Genomic DNA, 16,060 nt, shown 5'->3' on the forward strand with positions numbered 1-16,060 from the left:
AAATCCAATGCAAAATCAGCAAATCCGTATCAGGTTGAAGGCTTTTGACCATCGCCTGATCGACCAATCCACCCAGGAAATCGTGGAAACCGCGAAACGTACTGGTGCTCAAGTGCGTGGTCCAATTCCACTGCCTACCCGTAAAGAGCGGTTCACCGTTCTGGTCTCCCCGCACGTCAACAAAGACGCGCGTGACCAGTACGAGATCCGTACTCATAAGCGCGTACTGGACATCGTCCAGCCAACGGATAAAACCGTTGATGCTCTTATGAAGCTCGATCTGGCGGCCGGTGTGGAAGTACAGATCAGCCTCGGCTAAGACTTGGGTCTTAGTCGTGTAACGCTCTGAAATGGGCGGCCATAGCGGGTGAAAGCCCCGTACACTCATGAGGTTTACAACATGACTATTGGTGTAGTCGGTCGTAAATGCGGTATGACCCGTATTTTCACCGAAGAAGGTGTCTCCATTCCGGTTACGGTCATTGAGATCGAGCCGAATCGCGTCACCCAGTTCAAAACTGAAGAAACCGATGGCTATCGTGCAGTGCAAGTCACTGTCGGCGAGCGTCGCGCTTCGCGTGTGACTGCTGCTCAAGCAGGTCACTTCGCTAAAGCAAACGTTGCAGCTGGTCGTACTGTCATGGAGTTCCGTCTTGAAGAAGGCGACTACCAGGCTGGCGATCTGATCAACGCTGAAATCTTCGCCGCTGGTCAACTGGTTGATGTAACCGGTCAGTCCAAGGGTAAAGGCTTCCAGGGTACGATCAAGCGTTGGAATTTCCGTGGTCAAGACAACACTCACGGTAACTCCGTTTCCCACCGCGTCCCGGGCTCTATTGGCCAGTGCCAGACTCCTGGTCGTGTATTCAAGGGCAAAAAAATGTCCGGTCATATGGGCGCTGAGCGCGTGACCGTGCAGTCCCTCGAAGTAGTGCGCGTCGACGCTGAACGCAATCTGTTGTTGGTCAAGGGTGCTGTTCCTGGCGCTACTGGCGGCAACCTGGTTGTACGTCCAGCGGCCAAGGCTCGCGGTTAAGGGGAAGCTGACATGCAATTAAATGTAAATGACGCTCAAGCGATCGAAGTTTCCGAACTGACATTTGGCGGCGAATTCAACGAGACGCTGGTTCACCAAGCAGTCGTGGCCTACATGGCCGGCGGCCGTCAAGGTAGCAAGCAGCAAAAGACCCGTTCCGACGTTCGTGGTGGCGGTAAGCGCCCTTGGCGTCAGAAAGGTACTGGCCGTGCTCGTGCCGGTACTATCCGTAGCCCAATCTGGCGTGGCGGCGGTACCACTTTCGCAGCTCGTCCGCAGGATCACTCTCAGAAGCTCAACAAGAAGATGTATCGCGCAGCACTGCGCTCCATCCTTGCTGAACTCGTGCGTACTGATCGCCTGGTCGTGGTTCAGGACTTCGCTGTTGAAAGTCCAAAAACCAAAGATCTGCTGGGCAAACTGAACAACATGAGCCTGACCGACGTTTTGATCGTGTCTGAAGCTGTTGATCAGAACCTGTACCTGGCTGCTCGTAACCTGCCACACGTTGATGTGCGTGACGTGCAAGGTTCCGATCCAGTTAGTCTGATCGCATACGACAAGGTGTTGATCACCGTGTCGGCCGTGAAGAAATTCGAGGAGCTGCTGGGATGAACCAGGAACGCGTATTTAAAGTTCTGCTTGGCCCGCACGTTTCCGAAAAGGCTACGGTTCTGGCTGACAAGAAAGGCCAGTTCGTTTTCAAGGTTGCAACTGACGCAACCAAGCTGGAAATCAAGAAGGCCGTCGAAAGCCTGTTCAGCGTGAAAGTTGAGCGTGTTACTACCCTGAATGTTCTGGGTAAGAGCAAGCGCACTGCTCGCGGTCTGGGCAAGCGTAATGACTGGAAGAAGGCAGTTATCTCCCTTCAGCCAGGCCAAGATCTCGATTTCAGCAGCAGTGCTGAGTAAGGAAGGGGTGCATCATGGCAATCGTTAAATGCAAACCGACTTCCCCTGGCCGCCGTTTTGTGGTCAAGGTGGTCAACCAGGAGCTGCATAAAGGCGCTCCTCACGCACCGCTGCTCGAGAAGAAATCGAAGACTGGTGGTCGTAACAACAATGGTCGTATTACCACTCGTCACATTGGTGGTGGCCATAAGCAGCATTATCGTCTGGTCGATTTCCGTCGCAACGACAAAGATGGCATCGCTGCCACTGTCGAGCGTATCGAATACGATCCAAACCGTACTGCTCACATCGCTCTGCTGCTGTACGCAGATGGCGAGCGTCGCTACATCATCGCGCCTAAAGGTGTGAGTGCTGGCGACCAGCTGATCGCAGGTGCCTTGGCACCGATCAAGCCGGGCAACGCTCTGCAACTGCGTAATATTCCAGTTGGTAGCACCGTACACGGCATCGAATTGAAGCCAGGTAAAGGCGCGCAAATCGCTCGTTCCGCTGGTGCTTCGGCTCAGCTGATCGCTCGTGAAGGTGTCTACGTGACCCTGCGTCTGCGTTCTGGTGAGATGCGTAAAGTGCTGGCTGAATGCCGCGCGACCCTGGGTGAAGTCTCGAACTCCGAGCACAGCCTGCGTTCGCTGGGTAAAGCTGGTGCCAAACGCTGGCGTGGCGTTCGCCCAACCGTTCGTGGTGTTGCCATGAACCCGGTTGACCACCCACACGGTGGTGGTGAAGGTCGTACCTCTGGTGGTCGTCATCCGGTATCGCCATGGGGCTTCCCGACTAAGGGCGCGAAGACTCGTGGTAATAAGCGTACCGACAAAATGATCGTCCGTCGTCGCAAGTAAATAGAGGGATACGACAGTGCCACGTTCTCTGAAAAAAGGTCCTTTTATTGATCTTCACCTACTGAAGAAGATCGAAGTGGCGGCGGAAAAGAACGATCGCAAACCAGTTAAGACCTGGTCGCGTCGTTCGATGATCCTGCCACAAATGGTCGGTCTGACCATCGCTGTACACAACGGTCGTCTGCACGTCCCAGTTCTCGTTAACGAAGACATGGTCGGCCACAAACTAGGCGAGTTTGCCGGTACCCGCACTTATCGTGGGCACGTGGCAGACAAGAAAGCCAAGCGTTAAGGGGTAAGGAAATGGAAGTAGCCGCTAAGTTGTCGGGCGCTCGAATCTCCGCCCAGAAAGCCCGCTTGGTCGCCGACCAGATCCGCGGGAAGAAGGTGGGCGAAGCGCTCAACCTGTTGGCTTTCAGCAGTAAGAAAGCCGCCGAGATCATGAAGAAAGTGCTGGAGTCGGCCGTAGCCAACGCCGAGCATAACGAAGGCGCAGACGTTGATGACCTGAAGGTCAGCACCGTTTTCGTCAACGAAGGGCGTTCGCTGAAGCGCATCATGCCGCGTGCCAAAGGCCGTGCTGATCGCATCGTCAAGCGGTCTTGCCATATCACTGTCAAGGTTGCTGACAAGTAACGGAGTCGAAGAGATGGGTCAGAAAGTACATCCCATTGGCATTCGCCTGGGAATCGTCAAGGAGCACACCTCCGTCTGGTACGCAGACGGTCGGACTTATGCGGACTATTTGTTCGCTGATCTGAAGGTGCGTGAGTATCTCCAAGACAAACTAAAAAGCGCGTCCGTAAGCCGTATCGATATCCATCGTCCGGCGCAAACTGCACGTATCACCATCCACACCGCTCGTCCAGGTATCGTTATCGGGAAGAAAGGTGAAGATGTTGAGAAACTGCGTCAGGACCTGACCAAGCAAATGGGTGTGCCTGTGCACATCAATATCGAAGAGATCCGCAAGCCGGAGCTCGACGGTATGCTGGTTGCGCAGAGCGTAGCTCAGCAGCTGGAGCGTCGCGTAATGTTCCGTCGCGCTATGAAGCGCGCCGTACAGAACGCCATGCGCATTGGTGCCAAAGGCATCAAAATCCAAGTGAGCGGTCGTCTCGGCGGTGCTGAAATCGCACGTACTGAATGGTATCGCGAAGGTCGTGTGCCACTGCACACCCTGCGTGCCGACATCGACTATGCCAACTACGAAGCTCACACCACTTACGGTGTGATCGGTGTAAAGGTTTGGATCTTCAAAGGCGAAGTAATTGGTGGTCGCCAAGAAGAACTGAAACCACAAGCACCAGCGCCTCGTAAAAAAGCTGCTAAGTAAGGGGTACGCCAAATGTTGCAACCAAAGCGTACGAAGTTCCGCAAGCAGATGACAGGCCACAACCGTGGTCTGGCTCAGCGCGGTAGCAAAGTCAGCTTCGGCGAGTTCGCGCTGAAGTCTGTAGCTCGTGGTCGTCTCACCGCTCGTCAGATCGAGTCAGCGCGTCGTGCACTGACCCGTCACGTTAAACGTGGCGGCAAGATCTGGATCCGTGTATTCCCGGACAAGCCGATCTCCAAAAAGCCTCTCGAGGTTCGGATGGGTAAAGGTAAGGGTAACGTGGAATACTGGGTAGCCCAGATTCAGCCAGGCAAAGTCCTGTATGAAATCGAGGGTGTAACTGAAGAGCTGGCGCGTGAGGCTTTTGCCCTGGCTGCTGCAAAGCTGCCGCTCGCCACCGCCTTTGTTAAACGGACGGTGATGTGATGAAAGCGAATGAACTTCGTGAAAAATCCGCACAGCAGCTGAACGAGCAACTGCTCGGCCTGCTGCGCGACCAGTTCAATCTGCGTATGCAGAAAGCAACTGGCCAGTTGGGGCAGTCTCATCTGCTCTCGCAAGTTAAGCGTGACATCGCTCGCGTGAAGACTGTGCTCAACCAGCAGGCAGGTAAGTGATCATGGCTGAAGCCGAAAAGACTGTCCGTACGCTGACTGGCCGTGTTGTCAGCGACAAGATGGACAAAACCATCACCGTTTTGATCGAGCGTCGCGTTAAGCACCCGATCTACGGTAAATATGTTAAGCGTTCGACTAAGCTGCACGCGCACGACGAAACCAATCAGTGCCACATCGGCGACAAAGTCACTATTCGTGAAACTCGTCCGCTGGCCAAGACCAAGTCTTGGGCATTGGTTGATGTTCTCGAACGCGCTGTGGAAGTCTAAGGACTAGGGGTCGGAGAAATTATATGATTCAGACTCAATCCATGCTCGATGTGGCCGATAACAGCGGCGCTCGCCGTGTTATGTGCATCAAGGTGCTGGGTGGCTCCCATCGTCGTTACGCTGGTATCGGTGACATCATCAAGGTTACCGTCAAGGAAGCAATTCCTCGCGGTAAAGTGAAAAAAGGCCAAGTGATGACTGCTGTTGTAGTCCGCACTCGTCACGGCGTACGTCGTGCAGATGGCTCCATTATCCGCTTTGATGGCAACGCTGCTGTTCTTCTGAACAACAAGCAAGAGCCGATCGGCACCCGTATCTTTGGGCCAGTGACCCGTGAACTTCGTACTGAGAAGTTCATGAAGATCGTCTCGCTCGCCCCAGAAGTGCTGTAAGGAGATCCGACATGCAAAAGATTCGTCGTGACGACGAGATCATCGTGATCGCCGGCAAAGACAAAGGTAAGCGCGGTAAGGTGCTTAAGGTTCTCGCTAATAACCGTCTGGTTATCGGTGGTCTGAACCTGGTCAAGCGTCATACCAAGCCTAACCCGATGTCGGGCGTGCAGGGCGGTATCGTCGAGAAAGAAGCTCCGCTGGACGCTTCTAACGTCGCCATCTTCAACGGCGAAACCAACAAGGCTGACCGCGTTGGTTTCAAAGTAGAAGACGGTAAGAAAATTCGTGTCTTCAAGTCGACCCAAAAAGCGGTTGATGCTTGAACACTGCTAGGTAGATTAGACCATGGCACGACTACAAGAGATTTACCGGAAGGAAATCGCCCCTAAGCTTAAGGAAGAACTTAAGCTTGGGAACGTGATGGAAGTTCCGCGCGTTACCAAAATCACCCTGAACATGGGTCTGGGCGAAGCGATCGGTGACAAAAAAGTCATCGAGCACGCTGTTGCTGACCTGGAAAAGATCACCGGCCAGAAAGTCGTTGTGACCTACGCTCGCAAATCCATCGCTGGCTTTAAAGTCCGTGAAGGTTGGCCGATCGGCGTCAAAGTGACTCTGCGCCGTGAGCGTATGTACGAATTCCTGGATCGTCTGCTGTCGATCTCCCTGCCTCGGGTTCGCGACTTCCGCGGCCTGAATGCCAAGTCCTTCGATGGTCGTGGTAACTACAGCATGGGCGTGAAAGAGCAGATCATCTTCCCGGAAATCGACTACGACAAGATCGATGCTCTCCGCGGTCTGGACATCACCCTGACCACCACTGCCAAGAACGATGATGAAGGTCGCGCCCTGTTGCGTGCTTTCAAATTCCCGTTCCGCAACTGATTGGAGTAGGACCATGGCCAAGATGAGCATGAAAAACCGCGAGCTGAAGCGTCAGCTCACGGTTGCCAAGTACGCCAAGAAGCGTGCAGCACTGAAAGCAATCATCGTTGATCTGAACGCAAGTCCAGAAGCGCGTTGGGAAGCTACAGTTGCCCTGCAGAAGCAGCCACGTGACGCAAGCGCTTCGCGCATGCGTAACCGCTGCCGCCTGACCGGTCGTCCACACGGCGTTTACCGCAAGTTCGGCCTCGGCCGTAACAAACTGCGTGAAGCGGCAATGCGTGGTGACGTACCAGGTCTGGTTAAAGCCAGCTGGTAAGTACTTTCAGCGTCCAGGTGGTCTGAATCGAAAGATACTGACCGCCGGTGACCTTGAATCTGGAACAAGCCCCTTTTGGGGCTTGTTTCATTTCCGGAGTGTGTCTAAAATACGCGGCTCGCCTGAGCCCGTGTTTTTTACCCGGAAGTTCTCAGCGACATATGTAGCCGCAAGGCTAATTTTTTTGTATTAGGAGCGTCTAGCCCATGAGTATGCAGGACCCGTTAGCGGACATGCTAACTCGTATCCGTAATGCCCAGATGGCTGAAAAGTCCGTCGTAAGCATGCCGTCTTCCAAGTTGAAGGTTGCTGTTGCCAAAGTCCTGAAAGACGAAGGCTACATTGCGGGTTATCAGATCAGCAGCGAAATCAAACCACTGCTGTCCATCGAGCTGAAGTACTTCGAAGGCCGTTCGGTCATCGAGGAAGTGAAGCGCGTTAGCCGTCCAGGCCTGCGTCAGTACAAGTCCGCTGAAGATCTGCCGAAAGTTCGTGGCGGTCTGGGCGTGTCTATCGTCTCCACCAACAAAGGTGTGATGACGGATCGTGCTGCGCGCGCTGCCGGTGTCGGCGGCGAAGTTCTTTGCACTGTGTTCTAAGGGGGGATAAGCATGTCTCGCGTCGCTAAGAACCCCGTTAAGCTGCCAGCCGGTGTCGAAGTCAAATTCGCAGGCCAACAGCTTTCGGTGAAGGGTGCCAAGGGCACTCTTGAACTGAATATCCATTCGTCCGTTGAGATCGTTGAAGAAGCTGGTGAGCTGCGTTTCGCTGCTCGCAATGGCGATCAACAAACTCGCGCAATGGCTGGTACCACGCGTGCGTTGGTAAACAACATGGTCCAAGGCGTAAGCCAAGGCTTCGAGCGTAAGCTCCAGCTGGTCGGTGTTGGTTACAAAGCGCAAGCAAAAGGCACGGTTTTGAACCTGGCCCTTGGCTTCTCGCACCCAGTGGATTACGAACTGCCGGAAGGCATCACCGCTGAGACTCCTAGCCAGACCGATATCCTGATCAAGGGCATCGATAAGCAACTGGTAGGTCAAGTGGCTGCTGAGATCCGCGACTTCCGTCCACCAGAGCCGTACAAAGGCAAAGGTGTGCGCTACGCGGACGAAGTCGTCCGTCGTAAAGAAGCCAAGAAGAAGTAGGGCATAGCAAATGACCGACAAAAAAGTTACTCGACTGCGTCGCGCTCGCAAAGCACGCCTGAAAATGCACGAACTCGAAGTCGTGCGTCTCTGCGTGTTCCGCTCGTCGCAGCACATCTACGCCCAGGTCATCTCGGCCGACGGCAACAAAGTCCTGGCCAGCGCCTCGACTTTGGATAAAGAACTGCGTGATGGTGCCACTGGCAACATCGACGCGGCCACAAAGGTTGGCCAGCTGGTCGCTACGCGTGCTAAGGCCGCTGGCGTCTCGCAAGTGGCTTTCGACCGCTCTGGCTTCAAGTACCACGGCCGCGTTAAAGCGCTGGCTGATGCTGCTCGTGAAGCTGGGCTGGAGTTCTAAGTTATGTCAAATAACGACCAAAAGCGCGACGAAGGCTACATTGAGAAGCTGGTTCAAGTTAACCGCGTAGCCAAAACCGTTAAAGGCGGCCGTATCTTCACTTTCACCGCGTTGACCGTGGTGGGTGATGGTAAAGGGCGCGTTGGCTTCGGCCGTGGCAAGTCACGTGAAGTGCCTGCTGCGATCCAGAAGGCAATGGAAGCTGCTCGTCGCAACATGATCCAAGTTGATCTGAACGGCACCACGCTGCAGTACGCAATGAAGTCCGCTCACGGCGCTTCGAAGGTGTACATGCAGCCTGCTTCTGAAGGTACCGGTATCATCGCTGGCGGCGCTATGCGTGCTGTCCTCGAGGTTGCTGGCGTTCAGAACGTTCTGGCCAAGTGCTATGGCTCGACTAACCCGGTAAACGTGGTTCACGCCACTTTCAAGGGTTTGAAAGCTATGCAATCTCCTGAATCCATTGCCGCCAAGCGTGGCAAAAGCGTCAAGGAGATCTTCTGATCATGGCTACCGTTAAAGTAACGCTGATCAAAAGCATGACCGGCCGCATCCCTAACCACAAATTGTGCGTTAAGGGTTTGGGTCTGCGTCGCATCGGTCACACTGTAGAAGTCCAGGATACTCCCGAGAATCGCGGGATGATCAACAAGGCTTACTACATGCTGCGTGTCGAGGGTTAATCGATGAAACTCAATGATCTGAGTCCAGCGCCGGGTTCCCGTCGCGAAAAGCATCGTCCGGGCCGTGGTATCGGTAGCGGTTTGGGTAAGACTGGTGGCCGTGGCCACAAAGGTCAAACCTCCCGCTCCGGTGGCACCATTGCTCCAGGCTTTGAAGGCGGTCAACAGCCGCTGCATCGTCGCCTGCCTAAGTTCGGCTTCGTTTCCCTGAAGGCCATGGACCGCGCAGAAGTGCGTCTGTCCGAGCTGGCTAAAGTGGAAGGCGACATCGTTACTGTGCAGACCCTGAAAGATGCCAACGTGATCAACGTCAACGTACAGCGTGTGAAAATCATGCTGTCCGGTGAAGTGACTCGCGCTGTCACTATCGGCAAGGGAATCGGCGCCACCAAAGGTGCGCGTTCGGCTATCGAAGCAGCTGGCGGCAAGTTCGAGGAATAAATGGCTAAGCAAGGTGCTCTCTCAGCGCTCGGCAAAGGCGGTATGTCTGAACTTTGGGCTCGTCTGCGTTTTCTGTTCCTGGCGATTATCGTCTACCGAATAGGCGCACACATCCCGGTTCCAGGTATCAACCCGGACCGACTCGCAGACCTGTTTCGACAGAATGAGGGGACCATTCTTAGCTTGTTCAACATGTTTTCTGGCGGTGCGCTGGAACGGATGAGCATTTTTGCACTGGGGATCATGCCGTACATCTCGGCATCGATCATCATGCAACTGATGACCGCCGTCAGCCCGCAGCTGGAGCAGTTGAAGAAGGAAGGTGAAGCTGGCCGTCGCAAGATTAGCCAGTACACCCGCTACGGCACTGTCATCCTCGCCCTGGTCCAAGCTATCGGCATGTCCGTTGGCCTGGCTGGGCAGGGTGTTGCGTTCACTGGTGACTTTGGCTTCCATTTCGTCGCGGTATCCACGTTTGTGGCTGGTGCGATGTTCATGATGTGGCTGGGTGAGCAGATTACTGAGCGTGGTGTTGGTAACGGTATCTCGATGTTGATTTTCGCAGGTATCGTCGCCGGTCTTCCGAGAGCAATCGGGCAGTCTTTCGAGTCTGCACGTCAGGGTGATATCAATATCTTCGCCCTGGTTGCCATCGGTTTGCTGGCAGTAGCGATTATCGGTTTTGTGGTGTTCATTGAGCGTGGCCAGCGTCGTATTGCTGTTCACTACGCCAAGCGTCAGCAGGGCCGTAAGGTTTTTGCTGCGCAGACCAGCCACTTGCCGCTGAAAGTGAATATGGCCGGTGTTATTCCGGCAATTTTCGCGAGCAGCATTTTGCTGTTTCCGGCTTCGTTGGGTACCTGGTTTGGTCAGTCTGAAAATATGGGCTGGCTGCAGGACCTCTCTCAGTCGATCGCTCCTGGTCAGCCGTTGAATATTCTGCTGTTTAGTGCAGGGATTATTTTCTTCTGCTTCTTCTATACGGCGTTGATGTTCAATCCGAAAGACGTAGCGGAAAACCTGAAGAAGTCCGGTGCCTTTATTCCGGGTATTCGTCCAGGTGAGCAGTCGGCACGCTACATTGATGGCGTTCTGACTCGTTTGACCCTGTTCGGTGCTCTATATATGACGGCCGTGTGCTTGTTGCCCCAGTTCCTGGTGGTTGCAGCAAACGTTCCGTTCTACCTTGGCGGGACCTCGTTGCTGATCGTGGTCGTGGTTGTGATGGACTTCATGTCCCAAGTACAATCGCACCTCGTTTCGCACCAGTACGAATCCCTGATGAAGAAAGCCAACCTGAAGGGTTACGGCAGCGGCATGTTGCGCTGAGTACCCATAAGGTTCGAGGAGTTGGTGATGAAAGTTCGTGCATCGGTGAAAAAGCTGTGCCGTAACTGCAAGATTATTCGCCGCGAAGGTGTTGTTCGAGTAATTTGCAGCGCGGAACCGCGTCACAAACAGCGCCAAGGCTGAGTGTGATCCGCTTGAAGCCCGGCAGCTAGTGCGCTGCCGGGTTGATTATTTGTTATTACAGCGATATTATCTCGCGCCCTATTTCTTGGCTTCCGGGGCGTAGGTAGCTGTCAATTGGAGTCCCACTGAATGGCCCGTATTGCAGGCGTTAACATTCCAGATAACAAGCACACTGTTATCTCGCTGACCTACATCTATGGTGTTGGTCGCACTACTGCGCAGAAAATTTGCGCGGTTGCTGGGGTAAACCCAGCCGCTAAGATCAAGGATCTGAGCGACGAGCAGATTGAATTGCTGCGTGGCGAAGTGGCGAAGTTCACCACTGAAGGTGACCTGCGTCGCGAAATCAACATGAAAATCAAGCGTTTGATGGACCTCGGTTGCTATCGCGGTCTGCGTCATCGTCGTGGTCTTCCAGTGCGCGGTCAGCGTACCAAGACTAACGCGCGTACCCGTAAAGGTCCGCGTAAGCCGATCCGCAAGTAATCGCCCCAGCGAATCGACAGGAAAATTATCATGGCAAAACCTGCTGCTCGTCCTCGTAAAAAAGTTAAAAAGACAGTGGTTGATGGCATCGCCCACATCCATGCATCTTTTAACAACACCATCGTGACCATCACCGACCGTCAAGGTAACGCGCTTTCTTGGGCTACCTCCGGTGGTTCGGGTTTCCGCGGTTCCCGCAAGTCCACGCCGTTTGCTGCTCAAGTAGCTGCTGAACGTGCTGGTCAAGCTGCGCTGGAATATGGCCTGAAAAACCTCGACGTTAACGTCAAGGGTCCAGGTCCAGGTCGTGAGTCTGCTGTCCGTGCTTTGAACGGCTGTGGCTATAAGATCGCCAGCATCACCGACGTGACGCCAATCCCGCACAACGGGTGCCGTCCGCCGAAGAAGCGCCGCGTGTAATCCAGGAGATTGTAAAGAATGGCTCGTTACATTGGTCCAAAATGCAAACTCGCTCGTCGCGAAGGCACCGATCTCTTCCTGAAGAGCGGCGTGCGCGCGATCGAATCGAAGTGCAACATTGAAGCAGCACCTGGTATCCACGGCCAACGCCGCGGTCGCCAGTCCGATTACGGCACCCAACTGCGTGAAAAGCAGAAGGTCCGTCGTATCTACGGCGTTCTCGAGCGTCAGTTCAGCGGCTACTACAAAGAAGCTGCTGGCAAGAAAGGTGCAACCGGTGAAAACCTGCTGCAACTGCTCGAATGCCGTCTGGACAACGTTGTATACCGTATGGGCTTTGGTTCGACTCGTGCCGAATCCCGTCAGCTGGTATCGCACAAGTCGATCAGCGTTAACGGTCAGACCGTAAACGTTCCGTCCTACCAGGTTCGTGCTGGTGACGTGGTCGCAGTTCGCGAGAAAGCAAAAAACCAACTTCGCATTGTCCAAGCTCTCGATCTGTGTGCCCAACGTGGCCGCGTAGAATGGGTAGAAGTAGACACTGAGAAGAAGTCGGGCGTTTTCAAGAACGTTCCTGCTCGCAGTGATCTGTCCGCCGACATCAACGAAAGCCTGATTGTCGAGCTCTACTCCAAGTAAGGGCTAGAAAATAGGTGCATCCATGCAGATTTCGGTAAATGAGTTCCTGACACCCCGCCACATTGATGTGCAGGTTGTCAGTCCAACCCGCGCCAAGATCACTCTCGAGCCTCTCGAGCGTGGTTTTGGCCACACCCTGGGCAACGCGCTGCGACGCATCCTGTTGTCCTCAATGCCCGGCTGTGCAGTAGTCGAGGCCGAGATTGACGGTGTGCTCCACGAGTACAGCGCCATCGAAGGTGTACAGGAAGACGTAATTGAAATCCTGTTGAACCTTAAAGGTCTGGCTATCAAGCTGCACGGCCGTGACGAAGTTACGCTGACCTTGTCGAAGAAGGGTTCGGGGGTGGTTACCGCTGCCGATATTCAGCTGGATCATGATGTCGAGATCGTTAACCCCGATCACGTAATCGCTAACCTGGCGTCTAACGGCGCCCTGAACATGAAGCTCACCGTAGCTCGTGGTCGTGGTTATGAACCGGCCGACTCGCGTCAGAGCGATGAAGACGAAAGCCGCAGCATTGGTCGCTTGCAGCTTGACTCTTCGTTCAGCCCGGTTCGCCGTATCGCATACGTGGTGGAAAACGCCCGTGTCGAGCAGCGTACTAACCTGGACAAGCTGGTTATTGATCTGGAAACCAACGGTACTCTGGATCCTGAAGAGGCTATCCGCCGCGCTGCAACCATTCTGCAACAGCAGTTGGCTGCGTTCGTCGACCTCAAAGGTGACAGCGAACCAGTGGTAATCGAGCAGGAAGACGAGATCGATCCGATCCTGCTTCGCCCGGTTGACGATCTGGAACTGACTGTACGTTCGGCTAACTGCCTTAAGGCGGAAAACATTTACTACATCGGCGACCTGATTCAGCGTACCGAAGTAGAACTGTTGAAGACTCCGAACCTGGGCAAGAAATCCTTGACTGAAATCAAGGACGTTCTGGCCTCCCGCGGTCTGTCCCTCGGCATGCGCCTCGACAACTGGCCGCCTGCAAGTCTTAAGAAGGACGACAAGGCGACTGCCTGATCGTCGTAATCACCGAACGTGAGTTTGGTAAGGAATGAACCATGCGTCATCGTAAAAGTGGTCGTCACCTGAGCCGTACCAGCTCGCACCGCAAGGCCATGTTTCAAAACATGGCGGTGTCGCTGTTCGAGCACGAGCTGATCAAAACTACACTGCCGAAAGCTAAAGAACTGCGTCGCGTTGCTGAGCCGCTGATCACTTTGGCCAAGACAGACAGCCTGGCTAACCGCCGTCTGGCTTTCGACCGTACTCGTTCGAAAGCTATCGTTGGTAAGCTCTTCAACGACCTGGGCAAGCGTTACGCTACCCGTGAGGGTGGCTACCTGCGCATCCTCAAGTGCGGTTTCCGCGCTGGCGACAACGCGCCTATGGCGTACGTCGAGTTGGTTGATCGTGCTACTGCCGGCGAAGCTGTAAGCGCCGAGTAAGACGACAAGCTGTAACGAAGAACCGGGCCTAGTGCCCGGTTTTTTGTGCGCGTAACAAAAGCGCGATGTGTACAAGCTTCCTCAGACAGCGCTCAGCACTATGTGCGCGGGGGTATTGTTAGTTATTCTCTATTGAAGCTTACGATTTAATGAATTTGTAGGTGTCATGTTGATGGTCAATACTCCCTCCAAGCCGATTATCCGGCAGTTCCAAGTCCGACCTGAGGAAAATTGAGCATGAGCCAGAATAAAATCCTTACCACCGCCAGCGGCGCTCCCGTTGCGGATAACCAGAATTCCCGTTCAGCCGGCCCCCGCGGCCCGCTGCTTCTTGACGATTTTCACCTGATCGAGAAACTTGCCCATTTCAACCGTGAAAACATCCCTGAGCGTCGTGTACACGCCAAAGGGTCGGGTGCCTACGGTACTTTTACGGTCACCCGGGACATCACCCAGTACACCAGCGCCAAATTGTTCGAGTCCGTTGGTAAGCAAACTCCAACGTTCCTGCGTTTCTCTACTGTGGGCGGTGAGCGTGGTTCCGCAGACACCGAGCGCGATCCCCGTGGTTTTGCCTTGAAGTTCTACACCGAAGAAGGTAATTGGGACATCGTGGGTAACAACACACCGGTGTTCTTCATACGCGATCCGCTGAAATTCCCCGATTTCATCCACACTCAGAAGCGGTTACCGCAAAGCAACCTGAAAAGCGCGCAAATGATGTGGGACTTCTGGTCGCACTCTCCAGAGGCGCTGCACCAGGTCACCATTCTGTTTTCGGATCGTGGTATTCCCGATGGCTACCGTCATATGCACGGCTTTGGCAGCCACACCTACAGCTTGATTAACGCCCGCGGTGAGCGGCACTGGGTGAAGTGGCACTACAAAACCAAGCAAGGCATCAAGAACCTGGCGCCGGCTGAGGCGGCCCGCCTGGCCGGTACTGATCCTGATTACGCCCAGCGTGATCTGTTTGGTGCGATCGAGCGCGGTGACTTCCCGAAATGGCGGGTCTGCATCCAGATCATGACCGAGGCCCAGGCGAACGCCCATTACGAGAATCCGTTTGATGTGACCAAAACCTGGTCGCAGAAAGAATTCCCGTTGATTGAAGTGGCTGAGCTGGAACTTAACCGCAATCCGCAGAACTACTTCGCTGAAGTAGAGCAGGCTGCATTTGGCCCAAGCAACATGGTTCCAGGCGTTGGCCTGTCGCCAGACCGTATGCTCCAAGGTCGGGTTTTCGCTTACGCAGATGCTCACCGCTACCGTGTGGGTACCAACCACCAGCAATTGCCGGTGAATGCTCCGCGCAGCCCGGTCAACAGCTACCAGCGTGATGGCTCGATGGCATTTGGCAGCAATGGTGGTGCGACTCCGAACTACGAACCGAACAGCTACGCCGAAGCTCCGAAGCAAGCGCCACAGTACGCCGAGCCTGCATTGCCCTTGAGCGGTGCGGCTGATCGTTACGATCACCGTGAAGATACCGACTACTACAGCCACGCAGGTGCGCTGTTCCGCCTGATGAATGATGAGCAGAAAGCACTGCTCACCAATAACATCGCCGGCGCAATGAGCGGTGTCTCCAGTGATGTGGTCCAGCGTCAACTGCAGCACTTCTATAAGGCAGATCCTGCTTATGGAGACGCAATCGCAAAGGCACTGGGTGTATCGCTTAACTGACTCTAAACGATAAGCAGAACCGCCCTCATTTGGGCGGTTTTTGCGTTATTTCAGCTACTTTTCTGCGGAAATCTTCACTTTTCTGCCGTTAGTCCCGTGACCTCCGAGTCAGCATGGTTCAAACTACAGACTTTCAAGCAGGGAGATGTAGGGCGATGCAAGGTCACCCCGACGTAATCGATTACCTCAACACGTTGCTGACGGGCGAACTGGCAGCTCGTGATCAATATTTCATCCACTCGCGCATGTACGAAGACTGGGGTTTTACCGAACTCTACGAGCGTATCAACCACGAAATGGAAGAAGAGGCACAGCACGCCGATGCACTGATGCGTCGTATCCTGATGCTCGAAGGTACGCCACGTATGCGTCCCGACGATCTGGATGTGGGTACCAGCGTACCTGACATGCTTGCAGCCGATCTTCGTCTTGAATACAAGGTGCGTGCCGCTCTCTGCAAGGGCATCGAGCTCTGCGAACAGCACAGCGACTTCGTCACGCGGGAAATCCTGCGCGTGCAGTTGAACGATACCGAAGAAGATCACACCTACTGGCTGGAAAAGCAGTTGGGCTTGATCAAGCTGATTGGCCTGGAAAACTACCTGCAATCGCAGTTCTGATTTCCTACAAAAAAGCCCCTGTCACCTCAGCAGTGACAGGGGCTTTT

General features: G+C 54.4%; 30 protein-coding genes. All 30 read left to right on the forward strand.

The window, feature by feature from the left end; translation table 11 throughout:
* Positions 1–7 precede the first annotated feature (7 nt).
* The 30 genes from rpsJ to bfr all read left to right on the forward strand — a co-directional run bounded on the left by rpsJ (position 8) and on the right by bfr (position 16,013).
* Positions 8–319, forward strand: coding sequence for a 30S ribosomal protein S10 (rpsJ, locus tag C8K58_RS20700; RefSeq protein WP_003186070.1), 312 nt, complete (start codon positions 8–10; stop codon positions 317–319).
* Positions 320–400: 81 nt separating this feature from the next.
* A complete protein-coding gene (gene rplC / locus C8K58_RS20705) occupies positions 401–1,036 on the forward strand; it encodes a 50S ribosomal protein L3 (RefSeq protein WP_007253310.1) in 636 nt (211 codons plus the stop codon).
* 12 nt (positions 1,037–1,048) lie between these two features.
* Entirely contained in the window at positions 1,049–1,651 is a 603-nt protein-coding gene (rplD, locus tag C8K58_RS20710) for a 50S ribosomal protein L4 (protein ID WP_003176424.1), read from the forward strand.
* On the forward strand, positions 1,648–1,947 hold the full coding sequence (gene rplW / locus C8K58_RS20715) for a 50S ribosomal protein L23 (protein WP_002555488.1): 300 nt from the start codon (positions 1,648–1,650) through the stop codon (positions 1,945–1,947). The genes rplD and rplW overlap by 4 nt, the downstream gene beginning before the upstream one ends.
* A 14-nt stretch (positions 1,948–1,961) precedes the next feature.
* Positions 1,962–2,786, forward strand: coding sequence for a 50S ribosomal protein L2 (rplB, locus tag C8K58_RS20720; protein WP_003210080.1), 825 nt, complete (start codon positions 1,962–1,964; stop codon positions 2,784–2,786).
* Positions 2,787–2,802: 16 nt separating this feature from the next.
* The gene (gene rpsS / locus C8K58_RS20725; protein WP_003232420.1) at positions 2,803–3,078 is read left to right on the forward strand and encodes a 30S ribosomal protein S19; all 276 of its coding nucleotides are present in this window, start codon (positions 2,803–2,805) and stop codon (positions 3,076–3,078) included.
* Between the two features lie 11 nt (positions 3,079–3,089).
* Positions 3,090–3,422: a 50S ribosomal protein L22 gene (gene rplV, locus C8K58_RS20730; RefSeq protein WP_003103908.1), complete on the forward strand. Its 333-nt coding sequence runs from the start codon at positions 3,090–3,092 to the stop codon at positions 3,420–3,422.
* A gap of 13 nt (positions 3,423–3,435) precedes the next feature.
* A complete protein-coding gene (gene rpsC / locus C8K58_RS20735; RefSeq protein WP_003176422.1) occupies positions 3,436–4,122 on the forward strand; it encodes a 30S ribosomal protein S3 in 687 nt (228 codons plus the stop codon).
* A 12-nt stretch (positions 4,123–4,134) separates the two neighbouring features.
* On the forward strand, positions 4,135–4,548 hold the full coding sequence (gene rplP, locus C8K58_RS20740; protein WP_003232424.1) for a 50S ribosomal protein L16: 414 nt from the start codon (positions 4,135–4,137) through the stop codon (positions 4,546–4,548).
* A complete protein-coding gene (gene rpmC / locus C8K58_RS20745; RefSeq protein ID WP_002555481.1) occupies positions 4,548–4,739 on the forward strand; it encodes a 50S ribosomal protein L29 in 192 nt (63 codons plus the stop codon). The genes rplP and rpmC overlap by 1 nt, the downstream gene beginning before the upstream one ends.
* 2 nt (positions 4,740–4,741) lie before the next feature.
* The gene (gene rpsQ / locus C8K58_RS20750; RefSeq protein WP_003176419.1) at positions 4,742–5,008 is read left to right on the forward strand and encodes a 30S ribosomal protein S17; all 267 of its coding nucleotides are present in this window, start codon (positions 4,742–4,744) and stop codon (positions 5,006–5,008) included.
* Positions 5,009–5,031: 23 nt separating this feature from the next.
* Positions 5,032–5,400, forward strand: a complete 369-nt coding sequence (gene rplN, locus C8K58_RS20755) for a 50S ribosomal protein L14 (RefSeq protein WP_002555479.1) — start codon at positions 5,032–5,034, stop codon at positions 5,398–5,400.
* Positions 5,401–5,411: 11 nt separating this feature from the next.
* Entirely contained in the window at positions 5,412–5,726 is a 315-nt protein-coding gene (rplX, locus tag C8K58_RS20760; protein ID WP_003176416.1) for a 50S ribosomal protein L24, read from the forward strand.
* Positions 5,727–5,748: 22 nt separating this feature from the next.
* Positions 5,749–6,288, forward strand: a complete 540-nt coding sequence (gene rplE / locus C8K58_RS20765; RefSeq protein ID WP_003194642.1) for a 50S ribosomal protein L5 — start codon at positions 5,749–5,751, stop codon at positions 6,286–6,288.
* A gap of 13 nt (positions 6,289–6,301) precedes the next feature.
* Positions 6,302–6,607 (forward strand): 30S ribosomal protein S14, encoded by a 306-nt coding sequence (gene rpsN, locus C8K58_RS20770; RefSeq protein WP_003176414.1) that lies wholly within the window; start codon positions 6,302–6,304, stop codon positions 6,605–6,607.
* A 206-nt stretch (positions 6,608–6,813) separates the two neighbouring features.
* On the forward strand, positions 6,814–7,206 hold the full coding sequence (gene rpsH / locus C8K58_RS20775; RefSeq protein WP_003176413.1) for a 30S ribosomal protein S8: 393 nt from the start codon (positions 6,814–6,816) through the stop codon (positions 7,204–7,206).
* Between the two features lie 12 nt (positions 7,207–7,218).
* The gene (gene rplF / locus C8K58_RS20780) at positions 7,219–7,752 is read left to right on the forward strand and encodes a 50S ribosomal protein L6 (RefSeq protein WP_003176412.1); all 534 of its coding nucleotides are present in this window, start codon (positions 7,219–7,221) and stop codon (positions 7,750–7,752) included.
* A gap of 10 nt (positions 7,753–7,762) precedes the next feature.
* Positions 7,763–8,113 (forward strand): 50S ribosomal protein L18, encoded by a 351-nt coding sequence (rplR, locus tag C8K58_RS20785; protein WP_003186037.1) that lies wholly within the window; start codon positions 7,763–7,765, stop codon positions 8,111–8,113.
* Positions 8,114–8,116: 3 nt separating this feature from the next.
* A complete protein-coding gene (gene rpsE / locus C8K58_RS20790) occupies positions 8,117–8,617 on the forward strand; it encodes a 30S ribosomal protein S5 (protein WP_003186035.1) in 501 nt (166 codons plus the stop codon).
* 2 nt (positions 8,618–8,619) lie between these two features.
* On the forward strand, positions 8,620–8,796 hold the full coding sequence (gene rpmD, locus C8K58_RS20795) for a 50S ribosomal protein L30 (protein ID WP_003176408.1): 177 nt from the start codon (positions 8,620–8,622) through the stop codon (positions 8,794–8,796).
* Positions 8,797–8,799: 3 nt separating this feature from the next.
* Positions 8,800–9,237, forward strand: coding sequence for a 50S ribosomal protein L15 (gene rplO / locus C8K58_RS20800; protein ID WP_003176407.1), 438 nt, complete (start codon positions 8,800–8,802; stop codon positions 9,235–9,237).
* The gene (gene secY, locus C8K58_RS20805) at positions 9,238–10,566 is read left to right on the forward strand and encodes a preprotein translocase subunit SecY (protein ID WP_003176406.1); all 1,329 of its coding nucleotides are present in this window, start codon (positions 9,238–9,240) and stop codon (positions 10,564–10,566) included.
* 27 nt (positions 10,567–10,593) lie between these two features.
* Positions 10,594–10,710: a 50S ribosomal protein L36 gene (gene rpmJ, locus C8K58_RS20810; RefSeq protein ID WP_002555468.1), complete on the forward strand. Its 117-nt coding sequence runs from the start codon at positions 10,594–10,596 to the stop codon at positions 10,708–10,710.
* Between the two features lie 129 nt (positions 10,711–10,839).
* The gene (rpsM, locus tag C8K58_RS20815) at positions 10,840–11,196 is read left to right on the forward strand and encodes a 30S ribosomal protein S13 (RefSeq protein WP_024077676.1); all 357 of its coding nucleotides are present in this window, start codon (positions 10,840–10,842) and stop codon (positions 11,194–11,196) included.
* A 30-nt stretch (positions 11,197–11,226) separates the two neighbouring features.
* A complete protein-coding gene (gene rpsK / locus C8K58_RS20820; RefSeq protein WP_002555466.1) occupies positions 11,227–11,616 on the forward strand; it encodes a 30S ribosomal protein S11 in 390 nt (129 codons plus the stop codon).
* 18 nt (positions 11,617–11,634) lie between these two features.
* Positions 11,635–12,255 carry a 30S ribosomal protein S4 gene (gene rpsD, locus C8K58_RS20825; protein WP_003176404.1) on the forward strand — a complete coding sequence of 207 codons (621 nt, stop codon included), beginning with the start codon at positions 11,635–11,637 and terminating at the stop codon, positions 12,253–12,255.
* 22 nt (positions 12,256–12,277) lie between these two features.
* On the forward strand, positions 12,278–13,279 hold the full coding sequence (gene rpoA / locus C8K58_RS20830; RefSeq protein WP_003176403.1) for a DNA-directed RNA polymerase subunit alpha: 1,002 nt from the start codon (positions 12,278–12,280) through the stop codon (positions 13,277–13,279).
* A 41-nt stretch (positions 13,280–13,320) separates the two neighbouring features.
* Positions 13,321–13,707 carry a 50S ribosomal protein L17 gene (rplQ, locus tag C8K58_RS20835; protein ID WP_003176402.1) on the forward strand — a complete coding sequence of 129 codons (387 nt, stop codon included), beginning with the start codon at positions 13,321–13,323 and terminating at the stop codon, positions 13,705–13,707.
* 237 nt (positions 13,708–13,944) lie between these two features.
* A complete protein-coding gene (locus tag C8K58_RS20840) occupies positions 13,945–15,393 on the forward strand; it encodes a catalase (protein ID WP_108574231.1) in 1,449 nt (482 codons plus the stop codon).
* 155 nt (positions 15,394–15,548) lie between these two features.
* The gene (gene bfr / locus C8K58_RS20845) at positions 15,549–16,013 is read left to right on the forward strand and encodes a bacterioferritin (RefSeq protein ID WP_017525959.1); all 465 of its coding nucleotides are present in this window, start codon (positions 15,549–15,551) and stop codon (positions 16,011–16,013) included.
* The last annotated feature ends 47 nt before the right edge of the window (positions 16,014–16,060 follow it).

Origin of the sequence: Pseudomonas sp. GV047, assembly GCF_003058245.1 — a bacterium.
Taxonomy (GTDB): Bacteria; Pseudomonadota; Gammaproteobacteria; order Pseudomonadales; family Pseudomonadaceae; genus Aquipseudomonas; species Aquipseudomonas marginalis.